The sequence below is a fragment of the Alphaproteobacteria bacterium genome (genome assembly GCA_030680745.1).
Lineage (GTDB): Bacteria > Pseudomonadota > Alphaproteobacteria > JAUXUR01 > JAUXUR01 > JAUXUR01.
Map to the genome: position 1 here is coordinate 51,867 of JAUXUR010000023.1, position 18,085 is coordinate 69,951.

At 33.5% G+C, this 18,085-nt stretch carries 13 protein-coding genes; all 13 read left to right on the forward strand.

Going from position 1 to position 18,085, the window contains the following annotated elements:
- Positions 1–41 precede the first annotated feature (41 nt).
- Positions 42–1,334 (forward strand): ABC transporter ATP-binding protein, encoded by a 1,293-nt coding sequence (locus Q8L85_01935; protein ID MDP1723446.1) that lies wholly within the window; start codon positions 42–44, stop codon positions 1,332–1,334.
- Positions 1,334–5,749 carry a rhamnan synthesis F family protein gene (locus Q8L85_01940; protein ID MDP1723447.1) on the forward strand — a complete coding sequence of 1,472 codons (4,416 nt, stop codon included), beginning with the start codon at positions 1,334–1,336 and terminating at the stop codon, positions 5,747–5,749. The genes Q8L85_01935 and Q8L85_01940 overlap by 1 nt, the downstream gene beginning before the upstream one ends.
- Before the next feature lie 22 nt (positions 5,750–5,771).
- Positions 5,772–6,707, forward strand: a complete 936-nt coding sequence (locus Q8L85_01945) for an NAD-dependent epimerase/dehydratase family protein (protein ID MDP1723448.1) — start codon at positions 5,772–5,774, stop codon at positions 6,705–6,707.
- Positions 6,707–7,843, forward strand: a complete 1,137-nt coding sequence (locus Q8L85_01950; protein ID MDP1723449.1) for a hypothetical protein — start codon at positions 6,707–6,709, stop codon at positions 7,841–7,843. Before Q8L85_01945 ends, Q8L85_01950 begins: the two co-directional genes overlap by 1 nt.
- 50 nt (positions 7,844–7,893) lie before the next feature.
- Positions 7,894–8,808 (forward strand): sulfate adenylyltransferase subunit CysD, encoded by a 915-nt coding sequence (gene cysD, locus Q8L85_01955; protein ID MDP1723450.1) that lies wholly within the window; start codon positions 7,894–7,896, stop codon positions 8,806–8,808.
- Entirely contained in the window at positions 8,808–10,763 is a 1,956-nt protein-coding gene (gene cysN / locus Q8L85_01960; GenBank protein MDP1723451.1) for a sulfate adenylyltransferase subunit CysN, read from the forward strand. The genes cysD and cysN overlap by 1 nt, the downstream gene beginning before the upstream one ends.
- 1 nt (position 10,764) lies before the next feature.
- The gene (cysQ, locus tag Q8L85_01965) at positions 10,765–11,568 is read left to right on the forward strand and encodes a 3'(2'),5'-bisphosphate nucleotidase CysQ (GenBank protein ID MDP1723452.1); all 804 of its coding nucleotides are present in this window, start codon (positions 10,765–10,767) and stop codon (positions 11,566–11,568) included.
- Positions 11,568–12,347: a sulfite exporter TauE/SafE family protein gene (locus Q8L85_01970; protein ID MDP1723453.1), complete on the forward strand. Its 780-nt coding sequence runs from the start codon at positions 11,568–11,570 to the stop codon at positions 12,345–12,347. Before cysQ ends, Q8L85_01970 begins: the two co-directional genes overlap by 1 nt.
- A gap of 55 nt (positions 12,348–12,402) precedes the next feature.
- Complete coding sequence (locus Q8L85_01975; GenBank protein MDP1723454.1) at positions 12,403–12,594, forward strand: phosphoribosyltransferase family protein; 192 nt, start codon at positions 12,403–12,405, stop codon at positions 12,592–12,594.
- A gap of 168 nt (positions 12,595–12,762) precedes the next feature.
- Positions 12,763–14,199 carry a UbiA family prenyltransferase gene (locus Q8L85_01980; GenBank protein ID MDP1723455.1) on the forward strand — a complete coding sequence of 479 codons (1,437 nt, stop codon included), beginning with the start codon at positions 12,763–12,765 and terminating at the stop codon, positions 14,197–14,199.
- Positions 14,193–15,491, forward strand: a complete 1,299-nt coding sequence (locus Q8L85_01985; GenBank protein MDP1723456.1) for an FAD-binding oxidoreductase — start codon at positions 14,193–14,195, stop codon at positions 15,489–15,491. Before Q8L85_01980 ends, Q8L85_01985 begins: the two co-directional genes overlap by 7 nt.
- A 2-nt stretch (positions 15,492–15,493) precedes the next feature.
- Complete coding sequence (locus Q8L85_01990) at positions 15,494–16,255, forward strand: SDR family NAD(P)-dependent oxidoreductase (GenBank protein ID MDP1723457.1); 762 nt, start codon at positions 15,494–15,496, stop codon at positions 16,253–16,255.
- A 26-nt stretch (positions 16,256–16,281) separates the two neighbouring features.
- Positions 16,282–18,085 (forward strand): hypothetical protein (locus tag Q8L85_01995; GenBank protein MDP1723458.1); only part of this gene is annotated, 1,804 nt, incomplete at its 3' end.

Consider the following 18,085-nt stretch of genomic DNA (forward strand, 5'->3'; position numbering starts at 1 on the left):
GTTATCAGATTTATCGGCGTCCCCAGGATCGCTTGAAACAAATGGTTATGTCCCCATTTAAGAAAATAACATTTCAAAAACAAAAACACTATTTTAAAGAATTTTGGGCTTTAAAGAATGTTTCATTTGATGTCGGCAAAGGTGAAGTTGTTGGCATTATTGGCAAAAATGGATCAGGGAAATCAACGCTTTTACAAGTTATTTGCGGCATTCTGAATCCCAATGGTGGATCTTGTGCAATAAAAGGAAGTGTTGCGGCCTTATTAGAATTAGGGAGTGGTTTTAACCCTGAATTTACAGGCATGGAAAATATTTATCTCTATGGTCAGATTTTAGGTCTTTCTAAAGAAAGAATTAATACTATTTTGCCTGATATATTAAATTTTGCAGATATCGGTGAATTTGTTTATCAACCTGTCAAAACTTATTCCAGTGGTATGATGGTTAGACTGGCTTTTGCCGTATCAGTATCACGTGAACCAGATATATTTATTATTGACGAAGCATTGTCCGTTGGAGATGCAGCCTTTAGTCGTAAATGTTTTGCGCGTATCGAGGAAATACGCGCAAAAGGAACAACAATTCTTTTTGTGTCACACGGTGATTCAGTTGTCGTCGAATTATGCGATCGCGCCATTGTTCTGGATAAGGGCGAATTAATTTATGATGGCCTTCCAAAAACTTCTGTAGCGCATTACACAAAACTTCTTTTTGCTCCAGAGGCAAAAAGACCTGAGATTCGACAAGCAGTCATAGAAGAGTGGAAAAATACTTCCCCAAATGTGGTAGATGCAAAGCCTGTTGAAGAAAAGAAAAAAGAATTGGATATTCTTCGTCCTTTTTTTGTTGAAGGATTAGTATCTCAAAGCCGATTAGAATATGAAAGTTTAGGGGCACTTATCGAGGATGCTCACATCAGAACACTCGATGGAAAACGTGTTAACGTTTTGGTGCCATCAGAATCATATCAATATTGTTATAAGGTTAGCTTTCAAAAACGCGCAACAAATGTGCGTTTTGGCATGCTCATTAAAACAATTTCTGGATATGCATTGGGAGGTGGTGTCTATCCCAATAACTTTGATTTTATAGATATTGTTGAAGAAAATGATGAATATTTTGTTGTTCATGATTTTCGGTGTTTGCTGAATCAAGGGATTTATTTTTTTAATGCAGGTGTAGAGGGGACTATTTTGGGTGAAAATAGTACAGTTTATTTACATCGAATAATTGATGCGATTATGTTCAAAGTACAGCCTCAAAAAGGACGTTTCGTAACGGCAATCGTTGATTTTGATATAAAGCCAATTGCCAAGAAAGTTGGAGTATCCTAATGGAAAATAAAAAAAAAAGAATTATTGTTGTTTTGGGCATGCACCGAAGTGGAACAAGTGCTCTCACCAGAGGATTAAAAGTCTTGGGCGTCGATTTAGGTGATAATTTTTGGCCAGCTACATCAGACAATGAGAAAGGTTTTTGGGAAGTACCAGATATTGTCTTATTTAATGAATCTCTTCTTAAAAAATTAAATCTAACAAAAAATTCTAATCATTATTCTTCTAATATAGGTTTTGAAGGGATGAAAATAAGACCTATTAATAGGTCTACTTTTGAAAATAAAGAGTTTAATTCTTATTTACGAAGTGATGTATTTTTATCGGAACGACAAATTGCCATTGATATATTAAAAGATAAATTAAAAGATGATGTAGTTTTTGGATTCAAAGATCCACGTGTAAGTATACTTTTGCCATTTTGGCAATCTGTATTTGAAGAATTAAATTTGGATGATTCTTATATTATTTCTGTTCGAAATCCTTTAAATATAGCAGAATCATTACTCAAAAGAAATAATATTCCTATAGATGTTAGTATGCTTCTTTGGTACAAACATATTCTTTCAAGTATTGTATATACTCAAGATAAAAAAAATGTTTTTGTACATTATGATGATCTGTTAGAAGATCCTAAACATCAATTAGATAGAATATCTCAATTTCTTCTTCTTCCTATACCAGAATCATCTTTGGATGAGCTTGAAGAATATTCACATAATTTTTTGACGTCTAGCCTAAGGAATCATGAATATAGTGCTGATGATTTAAAAAATAATATAAATGTTCCAAAATTGATGACAGATCTTTATCTTTTGCTAGATAATTTATCAAAAGATGTTTTGACCACTCATTGTGATGCATTTAAAGAACAATGGAAGATTGTCGAGGGATGTAATAGTGAGTATATGCCATTATTAACAATCATCGATCGCCTTGAAAAGGATCAATATGATCTTATTCATGAAAAAGTTAGTCTGGGAGAAGAAAGAGATATCCTTATTCAGGAAAAAGATAAGTTTATTCAAGAAAGAAGTATTCTTACCCAAGAAAGAGATATGCTTACTCAGGAAAGGGATATACTTGCTAAAGAACGTGGCAGTCTTATCCAAGAAAAAGATAGTCTTATTCAAAAAAGAGATGATCTTACTCACGAAAGGGAGATCCTTACCCAAGAACGGGGTAGTCTTATTCAAGAAAGAGATAGTCTTATTCAAAAAAGAGATGATCTTACCCAAGAAAGAGATAACCTTACCAAGGAAAGAGATGATATTATCCGAGAAAGAGAAATTCTTACTAAGAAAAGAGATGGTCTTATTCAAGAAAGAAATAGCCTTATCCAAATAAGAGCTAGCCTTACTCAAGAAAGAGATAATCTTACTCAGGAAAAGTATGGTCTTATTCAAGAAATGGATGGATTTATCCAAAAAAGAGATATTCTTATCCAGGAAAGAAACGATCTCATTCATGAAAGAGATAATCTTACTCAAGAACGGAATGGTTTTATTCAGGAACGAAACATTATTGATAAGGAAAGAAGTAGTTTTATCCAAGAAAGGGATGAATTTATTCAACAAAGAAATGATCTTACTCAAGTGCTGAATCGTATTGCTCAGGAAAGAGATCATCTTGTTCAAGAAAAAGAAAAGATTTTACAAGAAAAAAATAACTTAAGCAAATACTTAGATACATTGTGGGATATAAATCAAAAAACCACTAATTCACTTTCTTGGAAAGTAACTCGTCCTTTCAGATTTTTTAAAAAATTTATTATTGAACCTAAAAAAACGACGAAATCAAGTTTCAATAATTACATTCTTCCATTAATACGCTTCTGTTATTATCATCTCCCAATGTCGTATCAAAATAAAATTAAGATTAAAAATGTTGTTTTAAAAAAAGCGCCTTTTTTATTTAGGCAAAATCATGAAGCTCATGCATTATTACCAAAGCTTTCAACATCACAAAAAGAAGATACTTTTATTGAAGACAATGAAGTATCTATAAAAGACGCATTGGATAATGGGCTTGAAATAAACAAAAATCTTTTAATAAATTTTGATTCAGAACTATATTTAGCTTTATATCCTGATCTTGCAATAGCAAAAGTAGACCCTGTATCCCATTATATTAATCATGGCATTAAAGAAGGTAGAATAGGGGGGATACCCTTTAAGGTAAGGAAAGAAATAGATCCTAAAAAGGAAACTGTTTTAATTGTATCCCATGAAGCTTCACGTACTGGAGCACCAGTTCTTGCATGGAATATAGCTATCGAACTTAAAAATAGGTTCAATATTGTTATACTTTTGCTTGGTCCGGGAAATATACAATCATATTTTGAAGAATCCAGCAATGTAATGTATGGACCATTTAATTCAGATTCAAAAAATTATACACATATGAGTAATATAATTAATAAGATTTGCAAGTCTTATGATATAAAATTTGCACTTGTAAATAGCATTGAATCCAGATGTACTTTACAACCGTTAGATGAAAATAATATTCCAAATGTTTTGATGATTCACGAATTTTTTTCTGATCTTTATTATACAGCAGAAGATTTTTTAACTGGGTTAGTATGGTCAGGTTCCGCAGTTTTTTCAGCTGAACTTGTTAGAAATAGTGTTAAAAACGCACTTTCTTCTTATCAGAAGGATTTTATAAATTCCACTATTATCTTGCCTCAAGGTAAATCAAAGATTCCAGTTAGTGAAAATAATCTTACACATAATAAATTAGAATTATCTGTTCTAAAAAAAATGATTTATAAGAATAAATATTTTAAACCCTTTATTGTGTTAGGTGGAGGAACGGTACAGGATAGAAAAGGAGTTGATCTTTTTTTTGAAACCGCCTCTGAAATAAAGAAGTTATCTGATGACAATATAGTATTTTTATGGTTTGGGCATGAATGTGGAAATGAATATTATGAATATATTAAAAATATGATTAATAAAAAATTATCTGATTTTTGTTATTTACTTGATCCTATTGAAAATTTTGAAGATATTTATGTAATAGCTGACTTATTTTTTCTATCCTCTAGATTAGATCCTATGCCAAACGTTGTGATTGATGCTATGCATAATTCTATACCAATTATATGTTTTTCAGGAACCTCTGGCATAGAGGAGATTCTAAACAAAAATGAGCATACAAAAGAATGTGTTGTTCCCCATTTGAATGTAAAAGAATCTGCTATAAAAATTTTAGAAATATATAAATCAAAAAAGAAATATAAAACTCTTTCTAAGTGTACAAAAGAATTATACAGTCTACATTTCGATATGAAAAATTATATTAATCAGTTAATTAACTTAGCTGAATGTGACGCCGATATGAAGAAAATGGAAAAAAAAGATTTAGAGATATTGATAAATACTAATGATTTTAAAAAAGATTTTTATTTGTCTCCTTTTCAAGAACCAGAAACAAAAAGTAAAGAATTCTGCGTTAGATCATATCTTATCTATTCAAAAAAAATTTCAAGCCTCGGTGTTAGAAAAGTATCTTTAGGATTTAATGATAATTTGTATATAAAATTACATACCTTGTCTCATCCTGCAGCAAATCCCTTGGCAGATTATATTCAATCAGGGCGTCCCAATGGGCCATGGGATGAAAAAATAATTGATACATCTTCTAATATAGAGCTTTTTAATAATCAATTAAAATGTGCGTTGCATATTCACGTTTTTTATCCAGAGCTTTTAGAAGAGATCATTAAAAGACTTATGATGAATGATATAAACTGCGATCTCTTTATAAGTGCACCATCCAATTCAATTGTTACAAAAATAAACAAAAGCATTTCTTTTTATAACAAAGGAAAAATTGTAGTTAAAAGTGTCCCCAATAAAGGTAGAAATTTTGGGCCGCTCTTTTCTGCGTTTTCAAATGACTTGAGTGCTTATGATATTGTAGGCCATTTTCATACTAAGAAAAGCACCGCTCTTTTAGAAAGTTCATCAGATACTCACACACAAATGATGATAGAAAATTGGCGTATTTTTTTACTAGAAAATTTAATGGGTGGATTGAACTGTTCAGCAAAACATATTATGAATGCATTTGATAAAGATAAAAATTTAGGATTGGTTTTTCCTTTCGATGCTAATAGAGTTGGGTGGACTGAGAATAAACCATTTGCTGAAGAATTAGCCAAATCTATGAAAATATCTGATCTTCCAGATGAAATAAATTCTTTTCCTATTGGAAGTATGTTTTGGGCAAGACCAAAAGCGCTAAAACCATTATTTGATCTTGATTTAACATGGGATGATTATCCAGAAGAGCCATTACCTTATGATGGTAGTATGCTACATGCTATTGAACGTATTCTGCCTATTGTTGCGAACCATCAAGGCTATGAATATGCGCTTGTCCATACACCTGGTATAATTAGATAAGAATTAGAGAGATTTAATTATAATGAATAATATGAAAGGTGTATCTTGTGTTGTATTAGGTGCTAATGGATTTATTGGTACGAATCTTATGCAAAAATTAATATCTTATGGCGCAAATGTTAAAGGATTTGGAAGAAGTGAACCAAATATTTATTTAAAAAATATTCCTTGGGTTATGGGTGATTTTTCAAATAAAGACGTTTTGACATCTGCTATTAAAGGATGCGAAATTGTTTATCATCTCGTTGATGGCTCCATCCCTTCGATGTTAAATACAACTAACTCTAATATTCTGATGTCAAGTGTTTGCAATACAATAAACTTACTTGAAATATGTAAAGAAGCAGGGGTTCGTAAAATTATATATGTATCTTCTGGTGGAACTGTATATGGCATTACAAACACATTTCCAATTTTAGAGACGAATCCAACGAATCCAATTTGCTCATACGGTATAAATAAACTAACAAGCGAAAAATACATTCAGCTTTATCATCATCTTTATAATCTAGATTATACAATTGTAAGGCTTTCTAATCCTTTTGGGCCTCATCAAAACACACTAAAACCACAAGGGATTATTGCGACGCTTATTACTAATTTTTTAAAAAATAAAGTAACAGAAATTTGGGGAGATGGCGAAATCATTCGTGATTACATATATATCACTGATGTTGTTGAAGGTTTAATTAGATTAGTAGATTGCTCTGGATCAACCAAAATTTTTAATATAGGTTCTGAGATTGGCCGTAGCATTAACCAAATTATTGCTGATTTAGAAAAAATTGTCGGTCAACAAAAAATTAAAATTAATTACATAAATTCTATGCGACGTGTTGATGTACCTATTAATATCTTAAGTGCTGAACTTATTAAAAGTCAGATAGATTGGAATGTAAAAACAGATTGGCACGACGCTTTAAATTTAACAATTAATTGGATGGAAAATAATAGCTAATGAAAAAAGAACATTTAGAATTATTGCCAGAAGATTTTGATCCAATTGTATATCTTCGGCTAAATCCTGATTTAGATCTGGTGGTTAAAGATGTAGATCAAATTGAAAAAGAAGCATATGCTAAAAATCATTATTTAAATCATGGTAAAATGGAGAGAAGAAAATATTTTGATTTACCAGAAGATTTTGATCCTTTGTTATACATTCGCCAGCGCTTAAACAATACAAGAGAAGATAGGAAAAATAATTTAAAGCTAAATTCTAATAAAAAAGCCTACATACATATAGGTTATGGAAAAACAGGAACGACTGCTATACAAAAATTTTTTTTTAATAATTATAACATATTAAAAAATAATAAATTTTTATACCCTATTAGTGCACATAAAAATAATTTCGAAATTGCAGCTATTGGAAAAGAAACAGAAAAAAATTATAACAAAAAAGTTACTTTTATTTACGAAAATGTAATCAATGACATGTTACATATAGATCATGATGTACTTTTGATATCATCAGAACATTTTAAAAATCGACCAAATAGAATCCTAGTTTTTCTAAAAGAATTATTTTTTCAATATGAAATACACATTGTTCTTCATATCAGAGATCAGATTCATTTAATACAAAGTGCTTTTACTCAAGAAGCAAAGGAAGGATGTTATACATTTGGTAGAAATCCATGGGATATGTATACAAGAATTTCAGATCATTTCGACTTTAATAACTTTATAATAGAGCCTTGGGAAAAAATATTTGGTCAATCTGCTATTAAAGCAAGTCTATATCATCCTGAAATTATTGGGAAAGATGTAAGACATCATTTCTTAAAACAAATTGGAATAAATGATCCAGAGCTCATTTCAAAATTGAATTTTGAATCAGAAAAAGATAACCCAAGCATTCATCCTCTTTTATCTGATCTCATAGCGAAGATTGATAAGAATGAATCATTAGATAATCGTCCTGAAATTATCGATGAAATCTTAAACATCTCAAAACATCTTAAAGGTATTAAGCATTCTCTCTTTACCCCCGAGCAAGAAGCAGAAATTAAAAATTATTACGCTGAATCAAATGCAGCTTTTGCGGATAAATATTTAACACCTAGAGAGAAAGAATTGCTTCTGAGTTAAAAAATGTTTTATATATACTATTACTCAAAATGATTAAAGAGCACATAAATATGATGATACAAGAAACAAAACAAACGCATTTAACGCATCTTGAGAATGAAGCCATCCAAATTATGCGCGAGGTTGTTGCTGAAGCGAACAATCCAGTTATGTTATATTCTATTGGTAAAGATAGTGCCGTTATGCTTCATCTGGCGATGAAAGCTTTTTATCCTGGCAAACCGCCTTTTCCGTTATTACATGTCGATACGAAATGGAAGTTTCGCGAAATGATTACATTTCGGGATCGTAAAGTAGCTGAATTAGGTTTAAATCTCATTACACATACCAATCCAGATGGTATAAAAGATAACATTAATCCTTTTATCCATGGGTCTGGCATTCATACAGATATTATGAAAACAGCTGCACTCAAACAGGCATTAGATAAATACGAATTTGATGCAGCTTTTGGCGGCGCACGACGTGATGAAGAAAAATCACGCGCAAAAGAACGTGTTTTCTCATTCCGAAGCGATCAACATCGCTGGGACCCTAAAGGACAGCGTCCCGAATTATGGAATCTATATAATACACGTAAAAACAAAGGCGAAAGTTTTCGTGTTTTTCCTCTGTCAAATTGGACAGAATTAGATATCTGGCAATATATTTATAAAGAAGGTATTGAAATCGTTCCTTTGTATTTTGCCGCCCCAAGGCCTGTTGTTGAACGAAATGGTGGGTTGATTATGGTAGATGATGAACGTATGAAGCTTCACCAGGATGAAAAACCTCAATTACGCCAAGTACGTTTTAGAACATTAGGATGCTATCCTCTAACAGCCGCCATCGAATCTGATGCTGATACATTACCTAAAATAATTCAGGAAATGCTTTTGACAACCACATCCGAAAGACAGGGGCGAATGATTGATCATGACAGTGCCGCCTCTATGGAAAAGAAAAAGCAAGAAGGATATTTCTAATGCCTATTTCAGCCTCTTTACTTTCAGTTCCTGCTTTCGACATTGAAACAGACCAAAACGCAGATATCGAGACATATCTCCATGTTCATGAAACAAAAGGATTATTGCGGTTCATTACATGCGGATCCGTTGATGATGGCAAATCAAGTCTCATTGGACGTCTGTTATATGAAACAAAGATGATTTTTGAAGATCAATTAACAGCGCTTTCTGCTGATAGCCAAAAATTTGGTACCACTGGAGAAGCCTTAGATTTAGCTTTGTTGATGGATGGATTATCAGCCGAACGTGAGCAAGGCATTACCATTGACGTGGCCTATAGATTTTTTTCAACTGTTAAAAGAAAATTTATTGTCGCCGATACACCAGGTCATGAACAATATACACGTAATATGGCAACAGGCGCTTCTACAGCTGATCTGGCGATTGTGATGATTGATGCACGCAAAGGTGTTCTTACTCAAACACGTCGTCACAGTTTCATCGTATCGATGTTGGGTGTAAAACATATTGTACTTGCCATCAATAAGATGGATTTGGTTGATTATGACGAAAATGTTTTTAATCGCATTGAAAATGAGTACAGAAGTTTTATACATTCTCTTGATGAAAATCTTGGCTTAAAATCAAAGAATATCACTATCCAAGCTATTCCCGTATCTGCCCTAAAGGGCGATAATGTTGTTGATCTTTCTGCCAATATGCCTTGGTATAAAAAACAAACGCTTCTTGATTATTTAGAAACAATTAATCTTACAGAACAAAAAAATACATCCTGTTTTCGTATGCCTGTTCAATGGGTTAATCGTCCTAATTTAGATTTTCGTGGATTTTCAGGACGCATTGCCTCTGGAATTGTAAAACCTGGCGACCGTATTACGGTTTTACCTTCTGGCAAAGAAACAAGCATTGCAAAAATTGTTACCTATGATGGTGATTTACCTATAGCAATAAGTGGTCAATCAATCACACTTACAATGAATGATGAAGTTGATATTTCCCGTGGGGACGTATTGGTTTCAGGTGATCAATCCTGTGAGATTGCAGATCAATTTGAAGCACAACTTCTTTGGATGAGTGAAAAACCATTAATCCCAGGGCGTCAATATATCATTAAACACGGCACAGCAACTGCTTTATCCACGATCCACAAACCAAAATATCGCGTTGATATTAATGATTTAAAACATATCGCCGTTCATGATCTTCATCTTAATGAAATTGGATTATGTGATTTAGTCTTAGATCGTCCGCTTGCTTTTGTTTCTTATGAAGAAAATCGAACATTAGGCGGATTTATTCTAATAGATCGCATCACGAATGAAACTGTAGCAGCAGGCATGATTACACATTCCTTGCGCAGATCCACAAACGTGCATCAGCAAAACGTAACAATTGACCCATCGGCAAGATCTAGTCTTAAGAATCATAAACCTCATGTTCTTTGGTTTACAGGCCTTTCTGGTTCTGGCAAATCAACGATTGCTAATTGTGTTGAGAAAAAACTTCATCTATTGGGTAAACATACCATTCTTTTGGATGGTGATAATATTCGACGTGGATTAAACCGAGACCTTGGCTTTACAGAGCAAGATCGTGTTGAAAACATTCGACGCATTATTGAAGTTGCAAAATTAATGGTAGATGCTGGATTAATTGCATTGGTTTCATTCATTTCACCCTATCGATCTGAACGAGAAATGGCCCGTACACTCATTGGCGCTGATAATTTTATGGAAATCTTTGTCGATACACCTCTTGAAATTGCTGAAAGCCGTGATGTAAAAGGATTATATAAAAAAGCACGTGCAGGAGAGATACCTAACTTTACAGGCATTAGCAGTCCTTATGAAGTGCCGAGAACACCAGATTTAAGATTAGAAACAAATCTTCATTCTGTTGATACATTATCGACTATTGTTATCAACCTATTAAATGATAGAAAAATTTTGTAAAATGAAAATAGATTATAATTTTATTCTTAATAAGGTAATTGAACTGTCTTTAGAAGCATCTAAACGTGTTCTTGAAATTTATAATGGACCAATTGATGTTACGATAAAGTCTGATGATTCACCTTTAACAAAAGCTGATACAGAGGCACATGAAATCATTGTTAAGGGGCTCTCTCAACTAACACCAGATGTTCTCATTGTTTCTGAAGAAGATACACATCAACATTATGCTACTTCAAACACAACTTTATTTTGGTTGGTTGATCCTTTAGACGGCACAAAGGAATTCATCAATCGTAACGGTGAGTTTACTGTAAACATTGCCTTAATTGAAAATGGTAATCCTATTCTAGGTGTTGTTTGTGCGCCACCTCTGGGTATATGTTATGCAGGTATCGTAGGCAAAGGTGCTTTTAAATTAAACCTAGATTCCCCTGAAATTAAAACACCTATTCAAGTTGCTTTAAAAGAAGCTATACAGAATGAAAGTATTTTAAAAGTTGTTGGAAGTCGCTCTCATGGAGATGCATCCATCATGGAATCTTTCTTAGCAGATTATAAAAAATACGAATTTGTACCGGCTGGCTCTTCTTTGAAATTTTGTCAAATAGCAGAAGGTATAGCACATTTATACCCACGATTTGGTCGAACGATGGAATGGGACACAGCAGCAGGTCAAGCTGTTCTTATGGCAGCGGGCGGCAAGGTTAACTTGGTTGATGGAACGCCTCTTTTATATGGAAAATCTGAATTTGAGAATCCACATTTCATCGCTGAAGCCTTTTCTATGCGAGTAAATCGATGATTATTGACTGGATGTATGTTGGCGCTGGCGCTTTTACAGGCTTTATCGTAGGCCTAACAGGTGTTGGTGGTGGGGCTCTTATGACTCCCATATTACTCCTTTTTTTTAATATAAATCCCATTGCTGCCGTAGCAACTGATTTATGGTATGCCGCCATTACAAAGAGTTCTGCTTTACTCGCCTATAATAAGAACAAACAAATAGATTGGGTTATCGTAAGAAGATTATGGTTGGGATCAATACCCGCCGCTTTAATTGTTCTATTTGCTATATCTATGGGTGTTTTAGAAAAATCTGCAGGCATCATTCCTAAAATTATTGGTATTGTGATTCTTATAACGGCAATTGGTTTAGTGATATCTAATTGGTTGAAAAAAAAGGTTATTGTATTTAGAAATTTAAATATATCAAGATTTAGATCTCTTCAGAAGCCTCTTACCATAGGCGCCGGCGGTGCTCTTGGCACATTAGTAACGTTGACATCCGTAGGTGCGGGATCTTTAGGCACTGTTATTTTATTCTATCTTTATCCCGTTCGATTAACCCCTTACAAGCTTATTAGTACAGAAGTTTCGCATGCAATTCCTTTAGCGCTTGTTGCAGGAATTGGCTATTTATGGATGGGGGGCGTCGATTTTACATTGCTTGGCAATTTATTATTAGGATCCATACCGGCCGCTTATATTGGTGGAATATCTGCAAAAAGATTTAAAGATGATTGGCTTAAAATTATTTTAGCCATTGTTTTATGTGCTGCAAGCTTTAAATTATTAACATAATAATAGATCTAGTGTGTATATCCATACCTTTGTTTTTTGCGCTTCCTATTTGAATGTGGCCCATGTCAGTAAAGTCATTGGTAATATTATTCGAAAAAAGTGTATTATAGTAGATGATATTATTGACACTGGTGAAATAATCTGCAAAGCTCCTGATTTGTTAATGAAAAAAGGCACTCAAAATTTTACTGCTTGTGTAACGCATATCGTTTTATTAACATGTTGTATAAATTTGGTAAAACAATAAAATATAGATAAGTTGTATATCACTAATAATATAAACAAAAAAATCTTATGAAAAATAATCCGATTATTTCTATTGAATTTTTGTTTAATGATGAAATAGAATTGTTTATACAAAGATGAATGTCACCTTAATCAGTAAGATTCTTATAAATTTAGCAGGAGATTTTGTTTGAATTTACACCCATTAATAGTTGATCTTGATGGAACTCTTATTCGCACTGATATGCTTCATGAATCTGCTTTAAAGGCAGTGCGCTCTAATCCATTTGTGATATTTTTAATTTTATATTATTTGTTTTTTAAAGGAAAAGCCAAACTAAAACAATATTTGTCAGCACAGTCAAATTTTGATCCAAGCACATTGCCATACGATATGGATTTATTGAACTGGTTGAAAAATCAGCGGAATATTGGAAGAAAATTAATTTTGTGTACGGCTTCCGATCTATCTATCGCAAATTCTATTGCAAAGCATTTAGGTATATTCCAAGAAGTTATAGCAAGCGATGGTGTAATTAATCTTGCTGGAAAAAATAAAGCAAAAGCTCTTGAACAACGTTTTGGACATGCGGGTTTTGATTATGCTGGTAATTCCAACGCTGATCTATTTGTGTGGAAAAAAGCCCGTCACGCTATTGTTGTAAATGGATCATCTGGTTTAGCCAAAAAAGCAGCAAAAAATTGTGAAGTTAAAGAAATATTTTCTTCACATTCATTAGGTATTGGTGTTTGGTTAAGGGTGTTACGTGTTCACCAATGGCTTAAAAATGCTCTTTTATTTATACCTTTTTTTGCAGGGCATCAAATTTTTGACTCAGAAACTTGGTTTTCTCTCATTTTAGCTTTTTTCTCATTTAGTCTTTGCGCTTCATCTGTTTATATTATCAATGATTTGTTAGACTTAGACAGTGATCGGCAGCATCCACGTAAATGCAAAAGACCTTTTGCTTCAGGTATTGTTCCTGCTTGGATGGGTATTATTCTTGCGCCTTTACTCTTTCTCATTAGTTTGGGATTAGCACAATATGTAAATGGTGACTTCGTTCCATGGTTGATGGTTTATTTTATTTTGACATGCGCTTACTCGTTTAAACTAAAACAAATCGTATTGATTGATTGTATTACACTAGCGATGTTGTATACCTTGCGCGTTATAGCAGGTACTGCAGCAGCCGGTCTAGGTATGTCTTTTTGGTTGCTTGCGTTTTCTATATTTTTATTTTTGTCACTCGCCTTTGTTAAACGCTACGCAGAATTAGAAGTTCAAATACTTAGTGGTAAGGAAAAAATAGCTGGACGTGGCTATTTTACTTCTGATGCACCGCTTATTAGAATACAAGGTTTAGCTTCGGGCTACGTTTCTGTACTTGTTTTAGCGCTTTATCTTCAAAGTGATGACATTATAAGATTATATGCTATTCCAGAACTCATCTGGGCAACAGTGCCAATTATTTTATATTGGGTCAGTTGGATGTGGATGCAAGCCCATCGGGGAAACATGCATGACGATCCTTTGGTCTTTGCTGTGAAAGATAAAGCAAGCTTAATCACAGGTGTTGTATTTTCTATTGTACTTATAATTGGTGCGGTAGGTTGGCCTTGGTAAAAATATCATCATGGGGCAGGTTAGGGAGCTGGGAACATGATGTTTGTCATCTGTCAGATCGTTATCAATTAGATAATCAACTGAAGAATAATAAAAAAGGTATTTGTTATGGTATGGGAAGAAGTTATGGAGATGTCTGCTTAAATCCAGAGGGTGTTTTATGGAATACAACTGGATTAGATCGTTTTATCTATTTTGATGAAATAAATGGAAAATTGATTTGTGAAGCAGGCGTGTTGTTGCGTGATATTCAGCGACTTGTTATTCCCAGAGGATGGATTCTACCAGTAACGCCAGGAACACAACTTGTGACGGTAGGTGGGGCTATTGCTAATGATGTCCATGGCAAAAACCATCATATTTGTGGTTCTTTTGGTGATCATATTCAATGGATTAAAATTGTGCGTACTAATGCCGAAATCATTGAATGTGGACCTGAACTTAAACCTGATTGGTTTGCAGCTACAATAGGGGGACTGGGACTTACCGGCATTATTACTGAAGTTGAAATTCAACTGCGTAGAGTGGTAGGTCCTTGGTTGGATACTCAGACTGTTCCGTATAAAAATTTGGATGAGTTTTTTAATTTATCTGACGCTTCTGAAGTTGGGTGGGAGCATACAGTCTCTTGGATTGATTGCATATCCGGAGGTGGTGGTCGAGGCATATTTATGCGCGGTAATCCTATCGATGGTGGTAATCGTTTAGCGCCAAAAGGACGAAAATTGGCTGTTCCTTTAGTACCGCCTATTTCGTTTGTTAATCGCCTATCTTTACGTCCATTTAATATGCTTTATTATAATTTGAAAAAATTGACGAGTGGACAAAGTATTGTTCATTATGAACCCTTTTTTTATCCTCTTGATAATCTGCTTCAATGGAATCGATTGTATGGACCAAAAGGGTTTTATCAATATCAAAGTGTAGTGCCGCGTGAAGTTGGACGTGATGCTGTGCAGGCAATGTTAAGTGAGATCTCGCGTTCAGGTGAAGGCTCATTTCTTGCAGTTCTTAAAACCTTTGCTAATCGTGAATCTTTTGGTATGTTGAGTTTTCCAAAACCGGGCGTAACATTAGCTTTAGATTTTCCAAATAAGGGTGCTTGCACTTTGAAATTATTTGATCGTTTGGATGCTATCGTGCGAGAAGCTGGTGGTCGCCTGTATTGCGCTAAAGATTCGAGAATGCCTCGAGATCTATTCGAGATGGGTTATCCACGTCTTCAAGAATTTATGAAATATCGTGATCCAGGCATTAGTTCTGCGATGTCGCGTCGACTTATGGGAAGTTAATGATGTCCGAAAATAAAAAAAGAATAGTTATTATTGGAGCTACTTCAGCGATTGCTGAAAATTGCGCGCGTTTGTGGGTTAAAGACGCTAATATTGACTTAACTTTAGTTGGCCGAAATCGTCTCAAGACAGAAAAAGTTGCTCAAGATTTACGCGTCCGTAGCCCCCATTCCACTATTCGCGTACTTGAAACAAATTTTATTGATCCATTGTCTATCCGTCAGGTTGTAGATGGCATTATAGCAGAAGGTCCCATTCATATTGTTTTGATTGCCCATGGATCTTTGCCTGATCAAGAAGTTTGTCAGAAGAATCTAAATGATTGTCATGACGCATTAGTCATAAATGGAATCTCCCCTATATTATTTGCAGAAGCCTTTGTTGCGCATATGGAGCGTGTGAATAAGGGTATTTTGGCTATTATTGGTTCTGTTGCAGGAGATCGAGGACGAAAATCAAATTATATTTATGGATCGGCAAAGGGACTTGTTGAAAGATTTGCGCAGGGACTTCAACACCGCCTAGCCCTTGCAAAAAGTGAGGTCAAAGTTGTTTTGGTTAAACCAGGACCAACTGATACGCCTATGACAGCACATTTAAAAGGAAAAGGTGGCAATCTCGCTCATGTAGAAGATGTTGCAAATCTAATAACTCATGGTATAAACAAGGGTAAATCAGTTGTTTATGCGCCTGCCAAATGGGGTTTGATTATGATGGTTATTCGTAATTTACCAAATTTTGTCTTTAAAAAGATGGATATATGATTTTAAATTTGCTAAGGAATGTTTTGTTGTTAAAAGAAGTTCAAAAATCTAAAATTCAGTTGTTAATTTTTATTACATTGGCTCTGTCTTGTTTTTTTTATGCTTTATATATTGCTATTCAATATGCGCAGCAAATTCCTTTAGACCAGTATTCGTTTAGACAAACACAAACAGCACTTACGGCTTATTGGTTAATACAAAATGGCTTCAGTTTTGCATATGAAACGCCGATTGCAGGACCACCTTGGAGCATACCGTTTGAGTTTCCAATCTACCAGTACATTGTGGCACTCGTATCGAAATTAACAAATATCTCATTAGATGCTGTAGGTCGTATTGTTAGTTTTATATTTTTAGCACTTTGTCTTATTCCCGTGAGATCTATTACTAAAAATCTAAATATTTCTCAATTGGTTTTCTATATATTTGTAGCGCTTCTTTTTTCAAGTCCATTATACCTTTATTGGGGACGCACCTTTATGATTGAAACAGCAGCTATTTTTTTCTCTATAGTTTCTATAAAATACTTCATAGACATATCTCAAGAGAAGAACTTATTTAGAAATTCTGTATTTTTTGTTATTTTTATGACCTTAGCAATGCTTCAAAAAGCAACAACTGGTTTGCCAATACTGCTTATTTTAGGATCTGTTTTTTTATTTTTACAAATAAAAAAGTCAACCTCCTTAACAGATATTTTTTTAAGTAAAAAAAACCTCTTCTTTATATTTTGTTTCGGATTGATTTTTTTTCTAAGTGTTGCCTGGACATTTTATACTGATCAAATAAAAGAGTTAAATCCGTTAGGTTCACAATTAACGTCATCAGCCCTTACAAATTGGAATTGGGGAACCTTAAATCATAGGCTATCATCCGATTTGTATATCAAGGTGATATGGGAACGAATATTTAAACAAAATTTATCCGGAATCATTGGCATTGCAATTTTGTTATTTGCCTTGTTTTCTAATGCTAAAAATCAAATAAAATTTATAGTTGTTGTTTCTTTGTTAATGGGATTTATTCCATTATTTTTGTTCCCTAATCTTCATATCGTACATACCTATTACCAAACCGCAAATGTAATTTTTATAATTTATGCAATTTCATTATCAATAGGCCATATCTTAAAAAGCTATGTAAGTAAAAAAATAATCGTTTTTCCTCTAGCATTAATTATGATTGGATTTAATTATTACTGTTTCTCGGAAGATTATTTAGATTCAGTTAAACAAAAATTTGATAAAAAAAATTCACGAGATTATGCTGTCTCACAAATCTTAAAAAGAGAAGTTCCTGATAAAAAATATTTTATTGCTTTTGGAAACCTTTATAGCTCTTCCCTCTCATATCTATCAGAACGTAAATCTTTTACTGTACCAAGGGTTATTACTGTTACTGTACCTAGATTTTTTAAAGAATATGATTTAGTTTCCAAGAATCCAGAAAATTATATTAAAGAGAGCGAACTAGGTGCAATAGTTTTATTACCTAATGATGTTCAATGTCCTATCACAGCAATTAATAACATTATTGAATGGGTATCATATAATCGGCAATGGAAAATAGGAATGGTTCATAATTGTTACATTTTAATTCCTGAAAATCAGCTTGTAGATAGCAAACAAGAAGTTTCAAATGTACAATGCCAAGGAAATCTTGATGTTGCTAAGGAAGTTTTGATGGGTGATCATAAAATGTTTTCCATTACAGGATGGAACACTATATCAGGAGAGAACAATATAGTTCCTGAAAAAGTATATGTAACATTAACGAAAGAAAATGATGATCCTCTTTATTTTGAGGCATTACAAATTAATCGTGCGGATG